Annotated in this window: 19 protein-coding genes and 1 pseudogene; 5 read left to right on the forward strand and 15 right to left on the reverse strand. The window is 46.5% G+C overall.

Annotated elements, in window-relative coordinates; genetic code table 11:
- Positions 1-205: 205 nt before the first annotated feature.
- From maiA to hppD, 4 genes are read right to left on the reverse strand one after another with little or no spacing between them, the layout of a single operon-like run.
- Positions 206-910 (reverse strand): maleylacetoacetate isomerase, encoded by a 705-nt coding sequence (gene maiA, locus DUN60_RS16690; protein WP_114634418.1) that lies wholly within the window; start codon positions 908-910, stop codon positions 206-208.
- A gap of 21 nt (positions 911-931) precedes the next feature.
- The gene (locus tag DUN60_RS16695; RefSeq protein ID WP_114634419.1) at positions 932-1,969 is read right to left on the reverse strand and encodes a fumarylacetoacetate hydrolase family protein; all 1,038 of its coding nucleotides are present in this window, start codon (positions 1,967-1,969) and stop codon (positions 932-934) included.
- A 12-nt stretch (positions 1,970-1,981) separates the two neighbouring features.
- On the reverse strand, positions 1,982-3,112 hold the full coding sequence (locus DUN60_RS16700; RefSeq protein WP_114634420.1) for a homogentisate 1,2-dioxygenase: 1,131 nt from the start codon (positions 3,110-3,112) through the stop codon (positions 1,982-1,984).
- On the reverse strand, positions 3,105-4,178 hold the full coding sequence (gene hppD / locus DUN60_RS16705; RefSeq protein ID WP_114634421.1) for a 4-hydroxyphenylpyruvate dioxygenase: 1,074 nt from the start codon (positions 4,176-4,178) through the stop codon (positions 3,105-3,107). Before hppD ends, DUN60_RS16700 begins: the two co-directional genes overlap by 8 nt.
- Positions 4,179-4,304: 126 nt before the next feature.
- Between hppD and DUN60_RS24765 the strand changes: the two are divergent.
- Positions 4,305-4,487, forward strand: a pseudogene (locus DUN60_RS24765) (hypothetical protein).
- Between the two features lie 93 nt (positions 4,488-4,580).
- Here DUN60_RS24765 and DUN60_RS16715 read toward each other — a convergent pair.
- The 6 genes from DUN60_RS16715 to DUN60_RS16740 form a co-directional block, all read right to left on the reverse strand.
- On the reverse strand, positions 4,581-5,240 hold the full coding sequence (locus tag DUN60_RS16715) for an HAD family hydrolase (RefSeq protein WP_114634422.1): 660 nt from the start codon (positions 5,238-5,240) through the stop codon (positions 4,581-4,583).
- Between the two features lies 1 nt (position 5,241).
- Positions 5,242-6,261, reverse strand: a complete 1,020-nt coding sequence (locus DUN60_RS16720) for an ABC transporter ATP-binding protein (protein WP_004732593.1) — start codon at positions 6,259-6,261, stop codon at positions 5,242-5,244.
- The gene (locus tag DUN60_RS16725) at positions 6,261-7,046 is read right to left on the reverse strand and encodes an ABC transporter permease (RefSeq protein ID WP_114634423.1); all 786 of its coding nucleotides are present in this window, start codon (positions 7,044-7,046) and stop codon (positions 6,261-6,263) included. The genes DUN60_RS16720 and DUN60_RS16725 overlap by 1 nt, the downstream gene beginning before the upstream one ends.
- Positions 7,046-7,939, reverse strand: a complete 894-nt coding sequence (locus tag DUN60_RS16730) for an ABC transporter permease (RefSeq protein ID WP_114634424.1) — start codon at positions 7,937-7,939, stop codon at positions 7,046-7,048. The genes DUN60_RS16725 and DUN60_RS16730 overlap by 1 nt, the downstream gene beginning before the upstream one ends.
- The gene (locus DUN60_RS16735; RefSeq protein WP_114634425.1) at positions 7,936-8,841 is read right to left on the reverse strand and encodes an alkaline phosphatase family protein; all 906 of its coding nucleotides are present in this window, start codon (positions 8,839-8,841) and stop codon (positions 7,936-7,938) included. Before DUN60_RS16735 ends, DUN60_RS16730 begins: the two co-directional genes overlap by 4 nt.
- 61 nt (positions 8,842-8,902) lie before the next feature.
- A complete protein-coding gene (locus DUN60_RS16740) occupies positions 8,903-10,006 on the reverse strand; it encodes an ABC transporter substrate-binding protein (RefSeq protein WP_114634426.1) in 1,104 nt (367 codons plus the stop codon).
- 211 nt (positions 10,007-10,217) lie between these two features.
- On the opposite strand from DUN60_RS16740, the gene DUN60_RS16745 reads away from it, so the two are divergent.
- The gene (locus DUN60_RS16745) at positions 10,218-10,946 is read left to right on the forward strand and encodes a UTRA domain-containing protein (RefSeq protein ID WP_114634427.1); all 729 of its coding nucleotides are present in this window, start codon (positions 10,218-10,220) and stop codon (positions 10,944-10,946) included.
- A 123-nt stretch (positions 10,947-11,069) separates the two neighbouring features.
- Here the strand turns inward: DUN60_RS16745 and DUN60_RS16750 are convergent, their stop codons facing one another.
- The 4 genes from DUN60_RS16750 to DUN60_RS16765 all read right to left on the reverse strand — a co-directional run bounded on the left by DUN60_RS16750 (position 11,070) and on the right by DUN60_RS16765 (position 14,428).
- A complete protein-coding gene (locus DUN60_RS16750) occupies positions 11,070-11,873 on the reverse strand; it encodes an amino acid ABC transporter ATP-binding protein (RefSeq protein ID WP_422641394.1) in 804 nt (267 codons plus the stop codon).
- A 43-nt stretch (positions 11,874-11,916) separates the two neighbouring features.
- Positions 11,917-12,582 carry an amino acid ABC transporter permease gene (locus tag DUN60_RS16755; protein WP_016767936.1) on the reverse strand — a complete coding sequence of 222 codons (666 nt, stop codon included), beginning with the start codon at positions 12,580-12,582 and terminating at the stop codon, positions 11,917-11,919.
- A 205-nt stretch (positions 12,583-12,787) separates the two neighbouring features.
- Positions 12,788-13,429, reverse strand: coding sequence for an amino acid ABC transporter permease (locus DUN60_RS16760; RefSeq protein WP_114634429.1), 642 nt, complete (start codon positions 13,427-13,429; stop codon positions 12,788-12,790).
- 132 nt (positions 13,430-13,561) lie between these two features.
- On the reverse strand, positions 13,562-14,428 hold the full coding sequence (locus DUN60_RS16765; RefSeq protein WP_032544965.1) for a transporter substrate-binding domain-containing protein: 867 nt from the start codon (positions 14,426-14,428) through the stop codon (positions 13,562-13,564).
- 240 nt (positions 14,429-14,668) lie between these two features.
- Between DUN60_RS16765 and pdxR the strand changes: the two genes are divergently transcribed.
- Positions 14,669-16,183 carry a MocR-like pyridoxine biosynthesis transcription factor PdxR gene (gene pdxR / locus DUN60_RS16770; RefSeq protein ID WP_016767933.1) on the forward strand — a complete coding sequence of 505 codons (1,515 nt, stop codon included), beginning with the start codon at positions 14,669-14,671 and terminating at the stop codon, positions 16,181-16,183.
- 202 nt (positions 16,184-16,385) lie between these two features.
- On the opposite strand, the gene DUN60_RS16775 is transcribed toward pdxR, so the two are convergent.
- On the reverse strand, positions 16,386-17,702 hold the full coding sequence (locus tag DUN60_RS16775; RefSeq protein ID WP_114634430.1) for an aspartate aminotransferase family protein: 1,317 nt from the start codon (positions 17,700-17,702) through the stop codon (positions 16,386-16,388).
- A gap of 360 nt (positions 17,703-18,062) precedes the next feature.
- On the opposite strand from DUN60_RS16775, the gene DUN60_RS16780 reads away from it, so the two are divergent.
- Entirely contained in the window at positions 18,063-18,758 is a 696-nt protein-coding gene (locus DUN60_RS16780; protein WP_114634431.1) for a sulfite exporter TauE/SafE family protein, read from the forward strand.
- A gap of 12 nt (positions 18,759-18,770) precedes the next feature.
- Entirely contained in the window at positions 18,771-19,523 is a 753-nt protein-coding gene (locus DUN60_RS16785; protein ID WP_114634432.1) for an SDR family NAD(P)-dependent oxidoreductase, read from the forward strand.
- The last annotated feature ends 29 nt before the right edge of the window (positions 19,524-19,552 follow it).

Consider the following 19,552-nt stretch of genomic DNA (forward strand, 5'->3'; position numbering starts at 1 on the left):
CCATTAAACAAGCCTCTTAATTTAATTATAATGAGGCTTGTTTTGTTAGTGCCATTTCAATGGCTAATTTAGATAAATATTCATACGGTTAGCTAATTAAACCTGAAAAGAATGAATACATGACATTTGAAATATACCAAATATTAATTATAACGTGACTTAATCCAAATAACGTTTCCAGTTCATTGAAAACAATTCAATACGTTCACATCGGTGCATTCGCATCCGCTTGGTTCTCCGGCATTGCCTCGATAAACGCGGGTAATTGGTTACACGCTTCGACAATCGAGTTAATCAGCGGATACGGCAACATATCAACGCCAAAGCGCAACGCGTTATACACCTGCGGCACTATGCAGATATCGACAATGCATGGTGAATCGGTGAGGCTATAAACTGAATCTCCATGTGTTTTTCTGTGCTTCGCTAACTTCTCTTCTAGTGCACGGAAACCTTGGCTCATCCAATAGTGAAGCCAATCCATTTTCATCTCTTGTTCGCAAGATAATTCTCTCTCCAAATACTGCAACACGCGCAGGTTGTTCAGAGGATGAATTTCCATCGCAATATCCTGAGCCATCGCCAGTGCTTGATAGCGCAATGGTGTTTGCTCTGGAATCAACAAGTTGTCTGGGCTGCTCTCACACAAATAGTTTTCGTCCAAGTATTGCAAAATCGTCAGCGACTGATTGAGTTGAACGTCACCATCCACCAGCACCGGCACTAATTCACTGGCATTGAGATCGCGATATTGTGGAGCATGCTGCTCGCCGCCATTACGCACCAAATGCACCGATTTAGACTCGTAGTTGAGTTGCTTCAGGTTTAATCCAATACGCACTCGATAGGCTGCGGACGAGCGCCAGTAACCGTAAAGTATAATGTTCTTGTTCACGATGCTCTCGCTCATACAGAAATCCTATTACGTGGATTATAGCGCTCGATACTGGCTCACTTTTTGGTCAATCGCACCAAAAATGGAGTCACCCGCTGCATCAAACATCTCAAGCTTAATCGAGTCACCAAACGACATGAATTGAGTCGACGGTTTACCATCACGAATCGTCTCAATCATTCGCACTTCGGCAATGCAGGAATAACCTACACCGCCTTCGGCAATTGAAGTGCCGTGGTCAGTGCCTTGCTTATTAGAAACCGTGCCTGAACCGATAATCGCGCCTGCCGACAGTGGGCGAGTCTTCGCGGCATGCACGACCAACTCTGCAAAATTGAAGGTCATATCCACGCCCGCATTCGGACAACCAAAAGGTTGGTCGTTGTAGGTCGATATTAATGGTAAATGTACCTTACTGCCTTTCCACTGTTCACCAAGTTCATCGGGTGTGACGGCAACCGGAGAAAACGCCGAAGACGGTTTAGACTGGAAGAAGCCAAAGCCCTTCACAAGCTCAGCGGGAATCAAGCCACGCAGTGACACGTCGTTCACCAACATCAGTAAACGAATCGACTCGTGCGCCTGTTTAGCACTTGCGCCCATAGGGACGTCACCGGTCACAATCGCGACTTCTCCTTCGAAATCTATACCCCACTCATCGCTGGCAAATTCGATGTTGTCACGAGGGCCGATAAAGGCATCTGAGCCGCCTTGATACATTAATGGATCGACCCAGAAGCTTTCTGGCATTTCAGCACCACGAGCCTTACGCACCAGTTCAACGTGGTTTACATAAGCACTGCCATCAGCCCATTGATATGCGCGTGGCAGAGGTGATTCACAATACTGAGATGCAAACACTTCACTGCCTGTCACATGTCCGTTATTGAGCGAGGTGTATAACTCTTCCAACTGAGAAACAACGCTGTCCCAGTTATCCAAGGCTACCTGCATGGTAGGCGCCAGATGCATCGCGTGGAAAATATCAGTCGCTGGCACACACTGTTTGAGATCTTTACTCACGACCATCAACAGCCCATCGCGAGTACCATTTTTCTTGGTTGCTAATTTCATCCTTGTTGCCCCTTACTTCTCTTGCCAACTGTAGACATACTCTTTGTTTTCAACGCTATCGAGTTCGTCAGAAAACTGCAGCGCGTGGCGAGTATCAATCATCACAGCCACTTCATCGGTGAACTTTTTCTTATACGCTTGCCCAGCCTTAAAGGCTTTTGGGTGAGGCCCATGCGTAAAACCCGCAGGGTGAAAAGTCACCATGCCCGCTTCAATATTGTCGCGACTGAAGAAGTCACCAGCGTGATAGAACAGCACTTCATCGTAATCATCGTTGTTGTGGTAGAACGGCACTTTCAACGCCCCAGGATCGCTCTCAATCGGACGTGGCACAAAGGTACACACCACAAATCCTGCGCCAACAAACGTCGTGTGCGCTGAGGGTGGCAAGTGGTAGCGATGCGACATCAGCGGTCTGATATCGCGCCAATTCACTTTCACCACTGCTAAGTCGCCATGCCAGCCAATTGCATCCAATGGATTGAACGGATAAGTGATCACACTGACTTTGTCGTGGCGTTTTACCTGCACCTGAGTTTGGTTTTCTGAATACTGAGCGCGGAATTGATCATTGATCGAAGGGATGTCGAGCACAGCAGGATCAAACACCGCGTGATTGCCGACCATGCCTTTCTCTGGCAGGGAGTAAGCCGCATCTGTATTCTCAATCATCAAGATGAACATCGGCTCGCTTGGCTCTAAACGCCAGTTGGTTGAGCGCGGGATCATCACGTAATCCCCTTCACTCACTTCTAAATGGCCATAGTCGCAATAGAGATCAGCACTGCCTTGATGAATGAACAACAGCTCATCACCGTCGGAATTACGCACCAAGAAATCCATCTTCTCATCCATTCGCCACACACGAATTTTGCAGTCCGCATTGTGCAAAAGATGAGGCACAGCCCAAGGCGTTATCTGGCTGGCTTTTTCCACCAGCGTAAAATCAAAAGCGCGAGGACGTAAATCGCCCTCCCACTCCGACCAACCTGTTGGGGCATGTTGGTGATGAAAGTGAGCAGCAGGGCCGAAGAAACCACTCCGACCCGCTTCTCGCTCATAAATTGCCTCTTCGGGGAAGTCGGCGTGCGCTTGTTTAGAGCACACCCCCTCCCGATGAGGAAACGAGATCCATTTATGCATCGTCTAATACTCCTCGACGAATCTGGTCCTCTTCAATCGATTCAAACAGCGCCTTGAAGTTACCTTCGCCAAAGCCTTCGTTGCCTTTACGCTGAATGATTTCAAAGAACACAGGCCCGATTACTGTCTGCGTGAAAATTTGCAGCAAGATGCCATCTTTGGTCGGTGCTCCATCAATCAGAACGCGTAGGTCACGCAACAGATCAGTGTCTTCACCGTGGCCTTTTACACGATCGTCAACTTTCTCATAGTAGGTATCTGGGGTTGGCATAAAGTCCATGCCGCGATCACGCAGAGTCTTCACGGTTTTGTAGATGTCATCCGTAGCGAGCGCGATGTGTTGAATACCTTCGCCGTTGTATTCACGAATGAACTCTTCGATTTGTGATTTGTCGTCGGAAGACTCATTGATAGGGATGCGGATTTTGCCACACGGTGAGGTCATGGCTCTGCTCACAAGGCCTGTCAGCTTGCCTTCGATGTCGAAGTAGCGAATCTCGCGGAAGTTGCCAAGACGCTCATAGAACCCAGACCACACGTCCATGTTGCCTTGTTTAACGTTGTGCGTGAGGTGGTCGATTTCGAACAAACCAACATTGGCTTCGGCCATACGCTCTTCCGCATCGTCATAGAATCGGAAATCGACGTCATAGATGCTCTGCTTGCCATAACGATCCACAAAATAGAGCAGGCTCTCACCGATGCCGTAAATAGCCGGAATGCTCAGCTCCATCGGCCCTATTTCTGTTTTGTACTCTTCACCACCGCCCTTGAAAGCTTGCTCCATTGCAGCCGTTGCCTCGTTGACACGAAAAGCCATGCCACATACCGATGGACCATGTACCTTGGCGAACGCTTCCGCTTGGCTGTGTGGCTGTTCATTGACGATAAAGTTGATGTCACCTTGTCGATACAGCCAAGCCTCTTTTGAGCGGTGCTTGGCGACCTCAGCGAAACCAAGTGACACAAACAACGCTTTAAGTTGCTCAATTCCCTTGTGGTCAACGGCCGTGTATTCAACAAACTCGAATCCATCCGTGCCAAGCGGGTTGTATGTATCCACCATGAACTTTCTCCTTGTACCTATTGGTTTGTATTACGTGGTTTTTTATTACGTACTTTCTATTACGTGATTAGATGTTGTGTGTTTTTTGTCCTTAATTAAATTTGGCCCACAAGCCGACAGATTGGAATGGATGGAAGGAAATGGGCAATAACGCTTAAACCCCGTCAATTTGTAAAATATTTGTTACACGCGAATTGCTAAAACAAGAAAGTGAGTGCTATCAAGGGATTGAAGAGTGGTGGTTTGATTTACAGCAGAGGAATGGATGTTATCGAATTGTTACAGACGTACTTTTGCCAGCTAAGGTAATAAATCGAACATTAGACTGATGACGTAAAAAAGCCGCTGTGTCAGCGGCTTGATGAGTTCTAGAACGAAGCTAATTCGAATATAAGATTCGCATTAATCCCAGTCGAGAATCGACCAATTCGGTTGATCGGCTATTGCTTTTAAACGCGGACACGGATTCACCAGATAGGCAAAATCAGCGTGTTCACACAAAGGTAAGTCGTTGATTGAATCCGTATAAAAGTGAATGTCTGAGTAGTTGGTTTCTTGATTGTCTAACCACTCTTTCAAACGCGTTACTTTACCTTCTCGGTAGCTTGGTACGCCTGAGATCTGAGACGTGAAACGGCCTTGGTTTTCGACCAAATCGATACCGAGTGCGTTCTCGATACCAATCTTGCGACCGACCGCTTCTACTAGGAAAGTCACGCTAGCCGAGATGATCAACATGTCGATGTCATCATTCTCTAGCTGCTCAATCAAAGGTTTCGACTGCTTGAACTGTTTAGGCAAAATATAGTGCTCAACACACTCTTCGACCAATGCTGTGACTTGCTCTGTTGGCATATCGGCTAAAGGCTGCATGGAAAACGTGAGGTAATCTTCCATGTTCAGTTTGCCTTCCGAATACAGGCCCATTAAGCGCTTATCTTCTTCAATAAAGTTGGGCGCAGTGGCAATGCCCTTTTCAACCAAGAACTCATTCCAGAGCATCGCTGCATCAGCATTGATCAGCGTTTCGTCCATATCAAATACATACAAAGGTTTGAACATCTTAGGCTCTCACAGGTTGAATTTCGTTAAGGTTAAACAGGAGTTCAAGTTGGCTGCCATTTGCCAACAGTCGTTCAGAAGAACGGTTAAGCAGGTCGACCGTTAATTCACACTCATCAACGTCCACTTGGTATCGAATAACGTTACCCAAGAGCTGGTGGTTACGAATGGTGCCAGTTTTCGGCGCAGAGATATGCTCGCCATACTGTCGACCTTGCTCTTTAACGTAGATAGATTCAGGTCGAATCGCCACTTTCCACTCCGTTTCAATGTTGAACAGCTGTTTAGCCTTGTTCGCTTGCACCAAATTGTAGTGCCCCATGAACCCTGCCACGAACTCATTGGCAGGTTGAGTGTAGATCTCTTCAGGTGTACCGGCTTGCACGATCTCGCCTTTGTTCATCAAGAAGATACGGTCAGACATGATCATCGCTTCTTCCTGATCATGAGTCACGAAGATCGTGGTCAGATTCATCTCTTTTTGAATATCTCGGATCTGCTGACGTAGGTGCTTTCGAATCTTCGCATCCAGCGCCGAAAGCGGCTCATCAAGCAATAGGATACGCGGCTTCACCACCAAGGCTCTTGCCAAAGCGACACGCTGACGCTGACCGCCTGATAGCTGATGCGGGTAAAACTTCTCTTTGCCCGTTAAGTCCACCAGCCCAATGACTTTCGCGACTTCGCGTTTAATTTCATCGGCAGCAAGCTTTTTCATCTTGAGGCCAAACGCAATGTTGCCTTCAACCGTCATGTTCGGGAATAGCGCATAAGATTGAAACACCATGCCGATGCCACGCTGTTGCGGCACTTGGTGAGTAATCTCTTCGCCGTTGACCCAGATCTCGCCACCATCAACAGGATTTAAGCCCGCCAAGCTGCGTAGCAAAGTCGATTTACCACAACCACTTGGGCCAAGAAGCGTGATGAATTCACCCTTTTCGATGGAAAATTCAATGTCCTCAAAAACCGTATTGTCACCAAAGCGCTTGGTGAGGTTTTTCGCATTTACATAACTCATTATTTGGTTCCCTGGCTGAAACGACTTGCCAACCAAGTCAGTAAGAAAATAAACAGGAAGTAAGTCATCACAAGGGCTGACGTGAAGTGACCACTGGTTTGACGCATGTTGTATAGGTAAATTTGCAGTGTCTCATAGCGTGTTCCTACCAAAATGTTGGCGAACACGAATTCGCCCAATAGGAACGAGAACGACAAGAACAGTGACGCCATTAAGCCTTTCTTAAGGTTTGGCAGAATAATCAACAAGAATGCCTTGGTGGTGCTTGCACCTAATAGGTGTGCTGCGTCCATCAAGTCATGCAAGTTAATCGCTTCAAAGCTGTTGGCAATCGCGCGATACATGAATGGCAGCGCGATGGTGAAATAGGTGCCAATCAAAATCCACGGCGTGCCTATCAGTGAGATTTCGCTGTCTGCATACAATTGAAGTAAACCAACCGATGACACCACAGACGGCACCGCGAACGGCAGTAAGATCAGGATATTCATTACCTTGTCGAGCTTCGGGAAATAGTAAAACACCACGAAAATCGCAGGTAGAACCAACACCACACTCAGTGACAACGCCACCACACAGATAAACAGTGAACGACCAAAGGCTTGTAAGAAGCGAGGATCCGTCAGCAGGTTGATGTACCAATCTAACGTGAAGCCATCCGGCAGGATCGTTGCGCCCCAACGTGAAGAGATCGAGTAGATAAAGGTCGCTAAGATCGGAATCATCATGATGCCGACAATCGAATAGACAACCGTTTTGTGAAAGCGAGTATTGACGGTGTTCATTACTTTCTCTTCCCTGCGTAGCTTTTGCTGATCAGCCATTGGTTAATCACGGTAATAAAGGCCAACATCGCCATCAGAATTACGGAAATTGCTGCGGCTAGGTTAGGCTCTAAGAACAAGTCGCCCGATACCAAGCTCGCGATACGAATCGTAATCACATTGTAGTTGCCCGAGGTTAACGCATACACACTCGCATACGCGCCAATCGCATTGGCAATCAAGATGATAAAGGTGCCAAACAAAGCCGGAGATAACACAGGCAGCGCAATTTTGGTCCAGTATTGCCAAGTTTTCGCACCAAGCAGTGCTGAGGCTGCTTGCCAGTCGTCACTCAGTGCATCGAACGCTGGATAGAGTAATAGAACCGCCAATGGGATCTGGAAGTAGATGTAAATCGCCAGCAAGCCCCACTTGCCATACAAGTCAAAATCGCCCAATAGCCCGTACTGCTTTAGCAGCAAGGTGATTGCACCGTTTGTGCCAAGGATGATGATGAAAGCAAACGACAGAGGCACACCTGAGAAGTTGCTACTCATGTTAGTGAAGGCAATCACCGCATCGCGGATTTTAGAATCAACACGGCGCAGTGAAGAAACGAGCAGAGTCGCAATCGCCAAGCCAACAATGCTCGACCAAATCGACAGCCACAAACTGTTGCCGAAGGCCTGCATCATGAAAGCAGAATCGAAGACTTCGGCGTAGTTTTCGAGAGAGAGCTCGTCGTCATAGAAGAAGCTATTAATCAGCACCCAAACCATAGGAGCCAGTTGGAACAGGTAGAAAAACAGTGCGAAAGGCGCAAGCCACAAGGCGGGCTTGAAGCGTTGAAACAAAGATTTGGTTTTGGGTTTAAGCGCAGCGCCATCGCTCTGCATGATTACAGAACTGCTCATAGGGCCAACAATTCCTGAGTGTAAGATTTATCGTGTTCAAGGTTGAGTAACTGACACACGCTGCCGCAGATGTCGGTCTGTTTCACTGAACATTCTTGGTGTGTGAACTTATCGCCAATCACAAAGAAAGGCACTTCACGTTCCTCAGGCAGAATACCACCGTGAGACAAGTCATTGTTCATGCCATGGTCACTGGTAATGATCACCTGATAACCATCATCTACCCACTTCTCAAGGTAATTCGACAGGTAGATATCCGCGCCACGAGCACTGTTACGGTATTGGCGAGAATCCAGCCCGTGCTTGTGCCCTATGTCGTCAATGTTCATTGGGTGAATCAACAAGAAGTCCGGCTGATGAGTGACGCGCAGATGCTCTGCATCCAAGAACAAGGCTTCATCTGGGTAGTGGTCCCAGTGGTAGAAACAACCGTGTTGGATGTTCATGGTTTCATCGTTTGTGAAACGGTCGCGTACTGCATCAAATGGCGCTCGGTTATATAACTCGCTCACCCAATGGTAAGCCGCAGCTGCCGTCACTTTGTTCTGCGACTTCGCCAAGCTAAATACCGACTCGTGATTCGACAAACGCACAATTTGATTGTTGACGATGCCACTCTCGACAGGGCGAACACCGGTCAGGATGCACTCATACAATGGACGGGACATTGACGGCAGCTCACACTGCACAGGGTAAAGCGTGGCACGCAGCTTGTTTTTTTGCGTGCTCATGTTTTGCAAGTTGCTCTGTTTATTGTGCAAATCGCCTTGGTTGCTTTGCGAATCGCCCTGTTTTGTCTGCAAATCGCTTAGTTCTAGAAGACCGTTCAGGTAGCCCATGCAATCACGGGCTACCTGATAGTTCAATCCATCTAGAACAACAAGGATAACCTTATTGCTCATGGTCTATTCTCTATTGCTTGTTTCTAAAAGCCACCTACTGAAGGTGGCGTGTTAAGCGGAGTTATTGCTGGTGAATCAATACGCTTTCTTGCCATTGACGTGGCAGGCGACGTGCTGATTTTTCCCATGCTGAGAAGTCAGTCACTGGGTGAACATTGCTGTATTCATCGTTTGAGATCAGCTTGTCTTGTACTGATTGAGGTAGCGTAATGTTGCTGCGGATTGGGCGTGCGTAACCTTCTGCTAGGTTGATTTGGCCTTGGTCGCTGAAGATGTATTCACGAGCCAACTTCGCCGCGTTTGGGTTTTGTGCGTATTTGTTAATGATGGTGGTGTAACCAGAAATCACTGAGCCATCTTGTGGAATGCTGACTGTAAAGCGCTCACGGTCGATCTTGTCGCGGTAGTTCAGTGCGTTGAAGTCCCACATGATTGCCACTTCCACTTCACCTTTTTCAAGGTTCGCGATGCTTGGGTCTGTGTAAGACAGACGGCCTTGCTTCGCTAGCTCGCCAAAGAATTTAATCGCCGGCTTTAGATTTGACTCGTCACCACCGTTAGCAAACGCAGCCGCTAGAATCGCGTTGTTTGCTTGCGCTGCTACACCGACATCGCCGACTGTTACTTTGTAGTCACCTTCTAGTAGGTCGCTCCAAGTTTTCGGCGCATCTTCAACAAGGTTATTGTTTGAGATGAACGAGATAGTACCGGTGTAAGCCAGAGCCCAGTGACCATCTTTATCCTTTGCCCAGTCTGGAATGTCATTCCAAGTGGTTGGTTTGTATGGCTGAGTGACGTTTTTCTTCACTGCCACACGTGCAAATGCAAAACCCACATCACCAATATCAGCGGTTGCGTTTTTCTTCTCTGCTTCAAATTTCGAGATCTCTTGAGCCGAGCTCATGTCAGTATCCTGATGCTTCAAACCGTAGTTTGCTTTCAGGTCAGCCCATGTGCCTTTCCAGTTTGCCCAACTGTCTGGCATACCCACACTGTAAACCGCACCTTCTTTTTGAGCGGCTTCAATCAGTGACTCAAGATCAGCATCTTTCGCCATCGCTGGCATTGAAAGTGTTGCCGTTATTAATGTTGCACCTATTAGCTTTGTAGATGAACCCATAAGTTTGGCTGGCGATACAGTTGAACGGCTAAGCAAAGTTTTCATTGTCTCTATCCTTCTGGACTAGGTCAGTAAGTTCGTTTTGTATGCTATAGCCGGAATGTGACGGTTTGCCGCAAGTTATTTGACAGTTCGAGTGCATTTACGTGGCAGTTATATTTCACTCATATGACAATAAGCCATTGTTTACTGTCACATTCCTGTTAACTCCATGGTTTACCTTATTAAGTACACGAACTTATGGACTAGATCAGCAATGAGAACATTGGGTACCGGGCAATCAGGGACACAACTAGGAAGAATTAAGGCGAGCATTAGAGAACAACTTCAATCAGGTATCTTCACCGAGGGGCAAAAGTTGCCATCAGAAAGAAACCTCAGCGAACTGTTTTCCACCACACGAATCACGCTCAAAGATGCGTTGGTGTCTCTGGAAACCGAAGGTTTGATATACCGAGAAGAGCGCCGTGGCTGGTATGTGTCACCCGAACGAATTCGCTATAACCCATTGTCGCGTTCTCACTTTCATCAAATGATTCGCGAGCAACATCGTATTGCAGAAACTCAATTACTAGGTACTCGCACAGAAATGGCAGCGGGCAATTACGCCAAAGCACTAGAGATAGAACAAATAACACCAATACACGTGATAGAGCGCCTGCGCTTTATTGATGGCAGAGCGGTACTATTTGTTGAAAACATCCTAAAAGCCCCCTTGTTTGAGGGTGTGCTGTCGGAAAACCTCACCATGTCACTGACAGGTATCTACCGAGAAAAGTATGGCTACGAGACCCAACGCTCGCGCTTTGATGTGATTCCAACCTCTGCCCCTGCGCATGTCGCCAAAGCGTTGAATTTGGCAGAAGGGCAGCCAGTATTGAAGATCTGCCGAGTGAACTACAAACAAGACGGCGAGTTGATGGATTGCGAATTGGAGTACTGGCGACCCGATTCTGTAGTGATTCATATTGATAGCATTGGTTAGCGTCACATGACTATTTGCCTAGGTTTAGGCTTAGGAAGAAAAAAACGAGCACATACAAAAACTCCGACTGGTTCTGTCGGAGTTTTTAACTGTCGAACCTTGAAGTTGTGCAAGCCATCTAGCTCATGAATCGAGCTTAAGGAACTGTCTTACCCTTGCTGAGTCTGGGTTAGTGAAAAACTTCTCTGGGTTAGATTGCTCTATCAGTATGCCTTTCTCAAGAAATACCACTTGATCCGACACCTGACGCGCAAACTCCATTTCATGTGTCACCACCACCATGGTGTAGCCCTCTTGCGATAGCTTCTTCATTACCAGTAACACCTCTTCTACCAATTCAGGGTCGAGCGCGGAGGTTGGCTCATCAAACAGCAACACATCCGGCTCCATCGCGAGCGCCCTAGCAATCGCGACACGTTGCTTTTGTCCACCCGATAACATACTTGGATAACTCTCTAGCTTGTGAGACATGCCAACCTTATCAAGTTGCTTACGAGCCATCTCCTCTGCGTCAGATTTTGCTATCTTTTTCACTTGTACCAGCGCTTCCATAACGTTTTGCAACACGGTTAGATGCGGCCATAAGTTGAAGCTTTGAAATACCATGCCAAGGCGCTCTCTGAGTTTCGCAAGCTCTTTATATTTTAGTGGCTTACCCGTTTCTGAGTTGATCCCAATTCGTTCATCACCCATAAAAATCGTGCCGCGTTCAGGTTGTTCTAACCAATTCATGCAGCGCAATAGTGTCGACTTACCTGAACCCGATGAACCAAGAATACTCACCACATCGCCTTTGTTAATGGTCAGGTTGATGTCTCGTAGCACCTCAATTCCGTCAAACTGTTTGGACAAGTTTTCAATGCTGATAATCGTCTCTAGTGCTTCCGGTTTTGGCTCACACTCAATCACTTCCAAACTCACTCCCATAGAAGGGCTAATAGGAGCTTCCGTTTCAATAATTTTCGATGGTTTAAGCATGGCTTAGTCCTCTAAGTTCAACTTTGGTTTGGATTCGTTTGGTGATGGTTTCGAGTGCAATACTCACAGCCCAGTAGAGCGCGATAGCAATGATGAACGCATTCAATGGGATAAAATATGTGGATTGAATACTGTTAGCTGCCGCGGTAATTTCAGCGACCGTAATAATGCTGAGAAATGCGGTGTCTTTTAAGCAGATGATGAGTTGGTTAGTGATCAGAGGAACCGACTTAAATAACACGTTGGGCGTGATGACTCGGGTGAAGGTTTTCAGCTTAGAAAAGCCATAAGCGTGCGCTGCTTCGATGTAACCAGGCTCTAACCCTTTACGCACACCGCGGAAAATCTCACAGAAATACGTACCATGATAGAGACTGAGCGCTATGATTCCCGCTGTCACTGCGTCCAATCGAATACCAACCTGAGGCAAACCGTAATAGAGCAGGTAGGCTAAGATCAGAAACGGTAAAGTACGCATCATGCCGATCAAACTGTTGATGGTGTACTTAACACCGAGTCTCGAGTTTTCGAGACAGTACAACAAACCAATACCTATGACGAAACTCAAGATTGAAGACGAGACAAAAAGATAAAACGTGGTCACAAAACCAGAAGCAAACAGCTCTTTTTGTTGCCAGATAATATTCCATTCTTCCATATTTACTCCTTAAATTTACCTACGAGACAACACTTCAATACGCAGATAAATCGTGTTTCTGACCAAATAGTCGTCATTGAACAAGCAGTAGTCTCAGATCAAGCAGTACTCACGGATTAAGTAGTGATAGCGACTCAACCTTTACCGCTTCAGACGATGAATGATTCAAACAATGACAACGGAAACTGATTACTGCTGCGACTGATTACGGCTGAAGATAGTTGGCTCTGTTCTCAGCCACAGATTGCAATTTCACCAATACCCCAATGATCAACATGTACAAGACACCGGCACACAAAATGGGTCCCAAAGGCTCATAGGTCACAGCTGAAATTCGATTCGTTACTCGGGTTAAATCAACAATACCAATCACCGCGATGGCAGGGCTGCCTTTGATTAAGAACGACATCTCATTGACCAGTGCAGGTAGGCTCATGATCACCATTTGTGGGAACATGATTCGGCGAAAATAAGTCAGCCGCCTCATGCCAATAGCCTCGGCTGCTTCCATTTGCCCTTTTGAAAAGTTGAGAAAGGCATTGCGCCAAATTTCCGCATTAAATGCTGAGGTGTTGAGTGTGAGCGCTAAAATGGCAGAAACGTGTTTGTCTAAATTGATGCCAAATGAGGGAAACGAAAGAAAGATAAATAGAGCCAAAGTCACCAGAGGTGTTGCTCGTGCCCAACTGACATAGATGCCCAACATTTGATCGACAAACGGGATTTTCATCATTCGAATTAAGGCAATCGCTAGCCCAATAACCACACCCAATACAATCGAGACTGCCGATATCCATGCTGTAGCCCACGCGCCCTGTAGCAACTGTTCCCAAGCGTAATAATCCATAAACGACCTCTTTAAAAAGCGACTTCTTACAATAGGCTTTTGCGCGAATGACAAATGGGTAAAATCGCTCTAGCCCTTTTGTCATCGGCACAAACAGCGGTTAACTGTTTGTGCCAGCGCGTGCTTACTGATCTACTGGACCGCTGTTAGCTTGTGATACTGCTCGACTGAAGTGATGGCTTCCGAAGGAAGATGCTCGAACGATTCACCGAACCACTTCTTCTGCAACTCTGCCATTTTTCCTGTTTGCTCTAGGTGAATGAAAAACTCAGTGAGGTAAGCCAATAGCTCAGGGCTCTCTTTTGGAACAGGCCAGCTTACGAAACCAGGGCCAGATACCGCCTCACCTTTTTTAAAGACGTTAGACTTAGATTTCACCACCTCATTAACCGAGACCACACTGTTGATGACGTAGTCGATTCGACCAATAGCTAAATCTGAATACGCTTCTGGGTACGATTGGTACTGAACGACCTTACCTAAAGATTTACCTTGTGCTTCGAGCATTTCTTCGAGCTCTGGCAGTCGCTCTAACAAAGCACTACCCGCTTGTAATCCCACCGTTTTGCCGTCTAGATCCGACACCGTATTGATGTCGTCAGCATCCGCTCTGGTTAAGAAATAATGCTGTGCTGAGGCAATAGGCGGCGTAAAATCAAACACCTTCAATCGAGCGTCTGTCACGATAGCGCCCGTTAGCGCCACATCGTATTGACCCGCAGATACTGAGGCGAGCAACCCTGTCCAAGGTAAGATCTCTTGTTCAATATCGAACTTTGAATATTCACGCAGCTCATCAAGCAAATCTTTATTGATCCCCGCAGGCTTGCCTCGGTCAATGTAGTTGAATGGTGAGTAGTTATCTTCTGTCGCCACTTTCATAAAGCCTTGCTTTTCAATGGCTGAAAGTTCTGATGCTTGTGCAACACCAAAACAACCCAGCACAACGGTTGCTGCCGCCGTTGAAACCCATGCCTTCATCGTCATTCCCTGTCTCATGTGCTTTCCTTATCGAGATTATTTGCCTGCCTTTACTTTATGAACGGAATGCATCTAAGACGTAGAGCCAATTTAATTTTCAAGTTGGGACAGAGCCATTTTCATATAAAAGACAGATCAACTTTCGGGTTCGAGACAGAGTAAAAAAATTACCGTTGAGAATTGATATGAACTCTGGCTCATTTCTTGCTCTTTTATACAAATTGGACTGAAGTTCACTGAGAATAAGGACTGTATCTCATGGCGATAAATCACAATTGTTTCATCGAGTTTGATTCCAAAAGAAGCCTGCAAGAACAAGTACGTAGCTATTTGGTGACGGCGATATTGAATGGTATTTTTCCGGCTGAACAAGCGCTCCCATCTTGTCGTAAGCTCTCTAGCCAATTAGGTGTTTCACGCAATACTGTGTCCTTGGTGTACGACAGTTTGCTCGACGATGGCTACCTGATAAGTAAACCTCGCAGTGGTTATTACTTATCAGAAAAGTATCAAAATCCGAGCGATGAAATTGACTCTAGCTTGGATCATTTTGAATCAACAGACAGCAACAATGCACCGGATTGGAGCAAACGAGTGAAGCTGCAATTAAGTCAATACCCACGAATAGTCAAACCGTCGCACTGGAGTTGCTATCAATACCCATTTATTTTTGGCCAGCCTTCAATCAATGACTTTCCATTGGCTCAATGGCGAGAAGCGACAAGAAAAGTGACCTCAGATCCTCATGACCACCGCTGGCTGTGTGACAAAGTTGATAAAGACGTCGATATGCTGGTGGAACAAATACGCACACGGGTGCTACCACAACGAGGCATCCACGCTCAAAGTGATGAAATCCTAATTACAATGGGCTCGCAGAATGCGCTCTATCTGCTTTCGACTTTACTGATGAATGCTCAAAGCCGAGTCGGCGTCGAAAACCCCGGCTATAAAGAAGCAAACCATATTTTTAATCTCTCAGGTGCGCAGTTACACCCTCATCAAGTAGATGAACAAGGGTTAAAGCTCAATGAGCACTCATCGCTGTGTGACCACTTCTACGTCACTCCGAGCCATCAAGCGCCAACTGGGGTTACCATGAGTGACGAACGTCGAACTCAGTTGCTTGAGATGGCAAAGGCCAATGATGCCATCATTATCGAAGATGACTACGATGCCGAGTGCAACGTTGAGTGGAATCCAAAACCGGCACTTAAAGCCAATGATAAAGATGGCCGAGTCATTTACGTCAGCAGCTTTTCCAAACTATTGGCACCCGGCTTGAGATTAGGCTACATCGTGGCACCCGAAGAGCTGATTTATGACTTAAGAATCTTGCGCCGGTTAATGTATCGACATGCACCAAGTCGTATTCAAATGGAAGTCGCACATTTTATTGAACAAGGCTATTACGACAGCTTTGTGAGGCGCTTCAGAGAAAACACGCGTCAGCGTTGGAAGCTGCTCAATGATGCCGTCTTAAAGTATTTACCTGATTGCAAACGACTCGCACAAAGCGAGCAAGCCAACTCATTATGGCTACAAACACCGAGCCACATTAATAGCCAGCGACTGGCTTCACGAGCCGCACAGAAAGGGATACTGATTGAAACCGGGTATTCACACTTTATGACTAATACCGAAACGGTATCGGGTTATGAATCATTGTCAGAATATGATCCCAACTCTTATTTCCGATTAGGGTTTCACGCCATCGATAAAGATCTGATCGCTCCCGGCATCAAAGAGCTGTCTGAGGTAATGAAGATTTAGCATCACTTAGGGCTGTTTTACCGACGCTCTCCATGAGCCGCTCTCCATGAGCATGAATTAAAAAGAGAATGACGTAAAAAAGAGCATCAATTGATGCTCTTTTTAAGACCGACATAACAATCTAAAAGCCAGACGCTTAAACAAGAATGGGGAGTCCTTATCAAAGTGCCTTGGTTTCTTTATTGGTTATCTGGTTGAAGAATTAAGATGCAAGCTCACACAAAACGTCATCAATGATCTTAACGCCTTTCTTTATCTCGCTTGGTTGGATAACCAAAGGAGGAGTTACATGAATACGATTATTAACAATAAAGGTTAGCAGGCCTCGTTTCGTTAGCTCCGCTTTCAATTGACCCATTTTCTCATTGCTCAATGGCGTTTTACTTTCTCGATCTTCGACCAATTCAACCGCCCAGAACATCCCTTTACCGCGCACATCACCAATCATAGGATGCAGCTCTTGAAGGCTAAGCAGAAGCGGCCCAAGAACGCTATTTCCGATATTATCAGCATGCGTAACAATGCCCTCTTGATCCATCACATCGAGCGTTGCAACGATCGAAGCCATCGCTAGAGGGTGACCAGAATACGTTAAGCCACCCATAAAGAAGTTCGACTTAAAGTACTCAACGATCGGTTCGCTGACCACCACACCACCAGCTGGAACATAACCCGAGTTAACCCCTTTCGCGAAAGTAATGAGATCCGGCACGACATTAAAGTGTTCAAACGCAAACCACTTACCCGTTCGACCAAAACCGACCATAACTTCATCAAAGATCAATTGAATGCCGTATTTAGTTGCAAGCTCACGCACACCAATAAGGTAATCTTTTGGCGGAATGAGGAATCCCGCCGTTCCCGGAATCGTCTCTAGAATAATCGCCGCAATCGCTGTTGGTCCTTCGCATTCAATCACTCGCTCTAAATGCTGTAGGGCACGCTCACTCTCTTCTGCCTCAGTCGCCGCGTTGAATTCGCTTCGATAGAGAAATGGATTGAAGAAGTGAACGTGCCCACGGCTATACTCGTTTGGAATACGGCGAAAATCGCCCGTCGCCGCAATCGCTGTACCGGTATTTCCGTGGTAAGAGCGATAAGCAGAAAGCACCTTATCGCGTCCTGTGAACTGTCTTGCCATACGAATTGCATTTTCGTTGGCATCTGCGCCTGCGTTGGTAAAGAACACCTTCTTAAACTTGCTTGGTGCTTTAGACAAAATACGTTTAGCGGCCAAACCACGAGTGAGATTTGCTGTCGCAGGGGCAACGGTCACCAATGAATCAGCCTGATCTTTAATGGCTTTAATCACTTGTGGATGCTGATGACCAATGTTGGTGTTAACCAGTTGGCTACTAAAATCAAGGTACTCCTTACCTTCGTAGTCCCACATTTTGCATCCTTGCCCACCAGCGATAGCGATAGGTTCTGCCGCTTCTTGAATCGACCAAGAATGAAATACGCTCTTGTCGAGGTCGATAATATCTTGGTTTACAAGCTGTTCTGTTGATACTTCCATTTCATCGTCTCCATAAACAAAACTAGATTCACAACCCTCTCGCTTCAATCTTTCTCGTCTATCAAAGCGCGAAATACGAGATTGAAAAGGCTGCGCTATCGGATGGAATAATCTTCGTCCCAAACAGGGCCCAACTCATAGTGTCAGTTTCAACAAAATCTTGGGCCAGTGAATCAGCTCAAACCTCGTCTCCGATCCAACCAACAGCCTGACCCAATCCAATCGTCGATCTGGCTCTATTCAAAATTCTTAGGTGTGAATAGATTGAAAGGCAGACGAGACAAGTCTCATCGGACGCTAATTAACGCAGCAGCAATATCAAAAGCAAAGAGGTGAGCAAGAGTGGAAATAGGATTGGCGATGATATTGATTCTGTTTGCAGGAGTAGTTCGAGGCTATTCAGGGTTTGGGTTTGCGATTATCGCAGCACTATCTCTCAGCTTTATCGTTCCATCATTGCAAGCAGTAACTATCGCTATCCTATTGGACTTTTTAAGTACCTTTCCGCTGCTCAAGCGAAATAAAACCACCATCAATATCCGGCTTATTGCGCCGCTGTGTATTGGTATGTTGGTTACGGTGCCTTTCTCGCTGTATTTCATTAGCACGATATCGGAATCAGGCTTGAAGGCCTTTATCGCGATGATGTCTTCGGTCGCTGGTGCACTGATTATTTTGGATTTTCGCCTGACATGGTTACACCAGCGGCACGCATTTTGGGCAGGAGCTATATCCGGTTTCAGTATGACCACCGCCTCTTCTGGCGGGCCTCCATTAGTAACGTATTTAATGAATCTCACTATTGAAGCCAAAGAGCAGAGAGCGACCGCCATTGTGTTTTTCTTGTTGAGTTCTGCAGTTTCATTAAGCGGATTTATTTGGATAGGTACATTCAACCAAGACACGTTTACCACAGGCTTATGGTTACTTCCGGCGGCTGTGATTGGCAATTTATTAGGGCAGAAACTGTATATCTCAGTACCTAACTTGCCTGCAAAAACAACGACCGCGCCGATCCTTATCGGCATGGCACTACTTATGTTAATTTCAAATTAGAAGGATTTACTTATGGATAAGATAGCGTTCATTACAGGGGCGACATCCGGATTTGGTAAAGCAGCGGCAAAACGCTTTGCAGAAGACAATTGGTCGCTCGTATTGTCGGGTCGTCGTATCGAAAGGTTGCTCGACTTAAAGGAAGAATTGACGGTGCCTGTACATGTGATTCAACTCGACGTTCGAGACGCAGACGCCGTAAAAAAAGCAGTTGATTCGCTACCCGCTGAGTTTTCATCGATTACAGCGTTGGTTAACAATGCAGGCTTAGCCTTGGCACCGGAAGGCGCACCTGATGTGGATTTAAAAGATTGGCACACTATGATCGACACGAATGTCACTGGATTAGTCAATGTCACGCATGCTCTACTTCCGAAGTTAATTGAAAGCGGTGCGGGCAGCTCAATCATCAACGTAGGCTCAATTGCTGGGCAATGGCCGTATCCAGGAAGCCATGTGTATGGCGCAAGCAAAGCGTTTGTAAAACAGTTTAGTTACAACCTACGTTGCGACCTACAAGGCACAGGGGTACGAGTGACTGACCTCTCCCCTGGCATCGCAGAAACGGAATTTACTCTAGTAAGAACCAAAGGCAACCAAACGGCTTCAGACAATCTTTACCAAGGCACCACGCCATTGTCAGCAGAAGATATCGCCGAGCAGATGTTTTATATCGCAACGTTGCCTGATCACATCAACATCAACCGCGTTGAAGTGATGCCGACTCGCCAAGCATGGTCTCCGTTTGCCATCGACAGAGACTAGTTTCATGCACTCTGAATCAAAAAAGGTGG

This window comes from Vibrio splendidus (genome assembly GCF_003345295.1).
GTDB classification, from domain to species: Bacteria; Pseudomonadota; Gammaproteobacteria; order Enterobacterales; family Vibrionaceae; genus Vibrio; species Vibrio splendidus_K.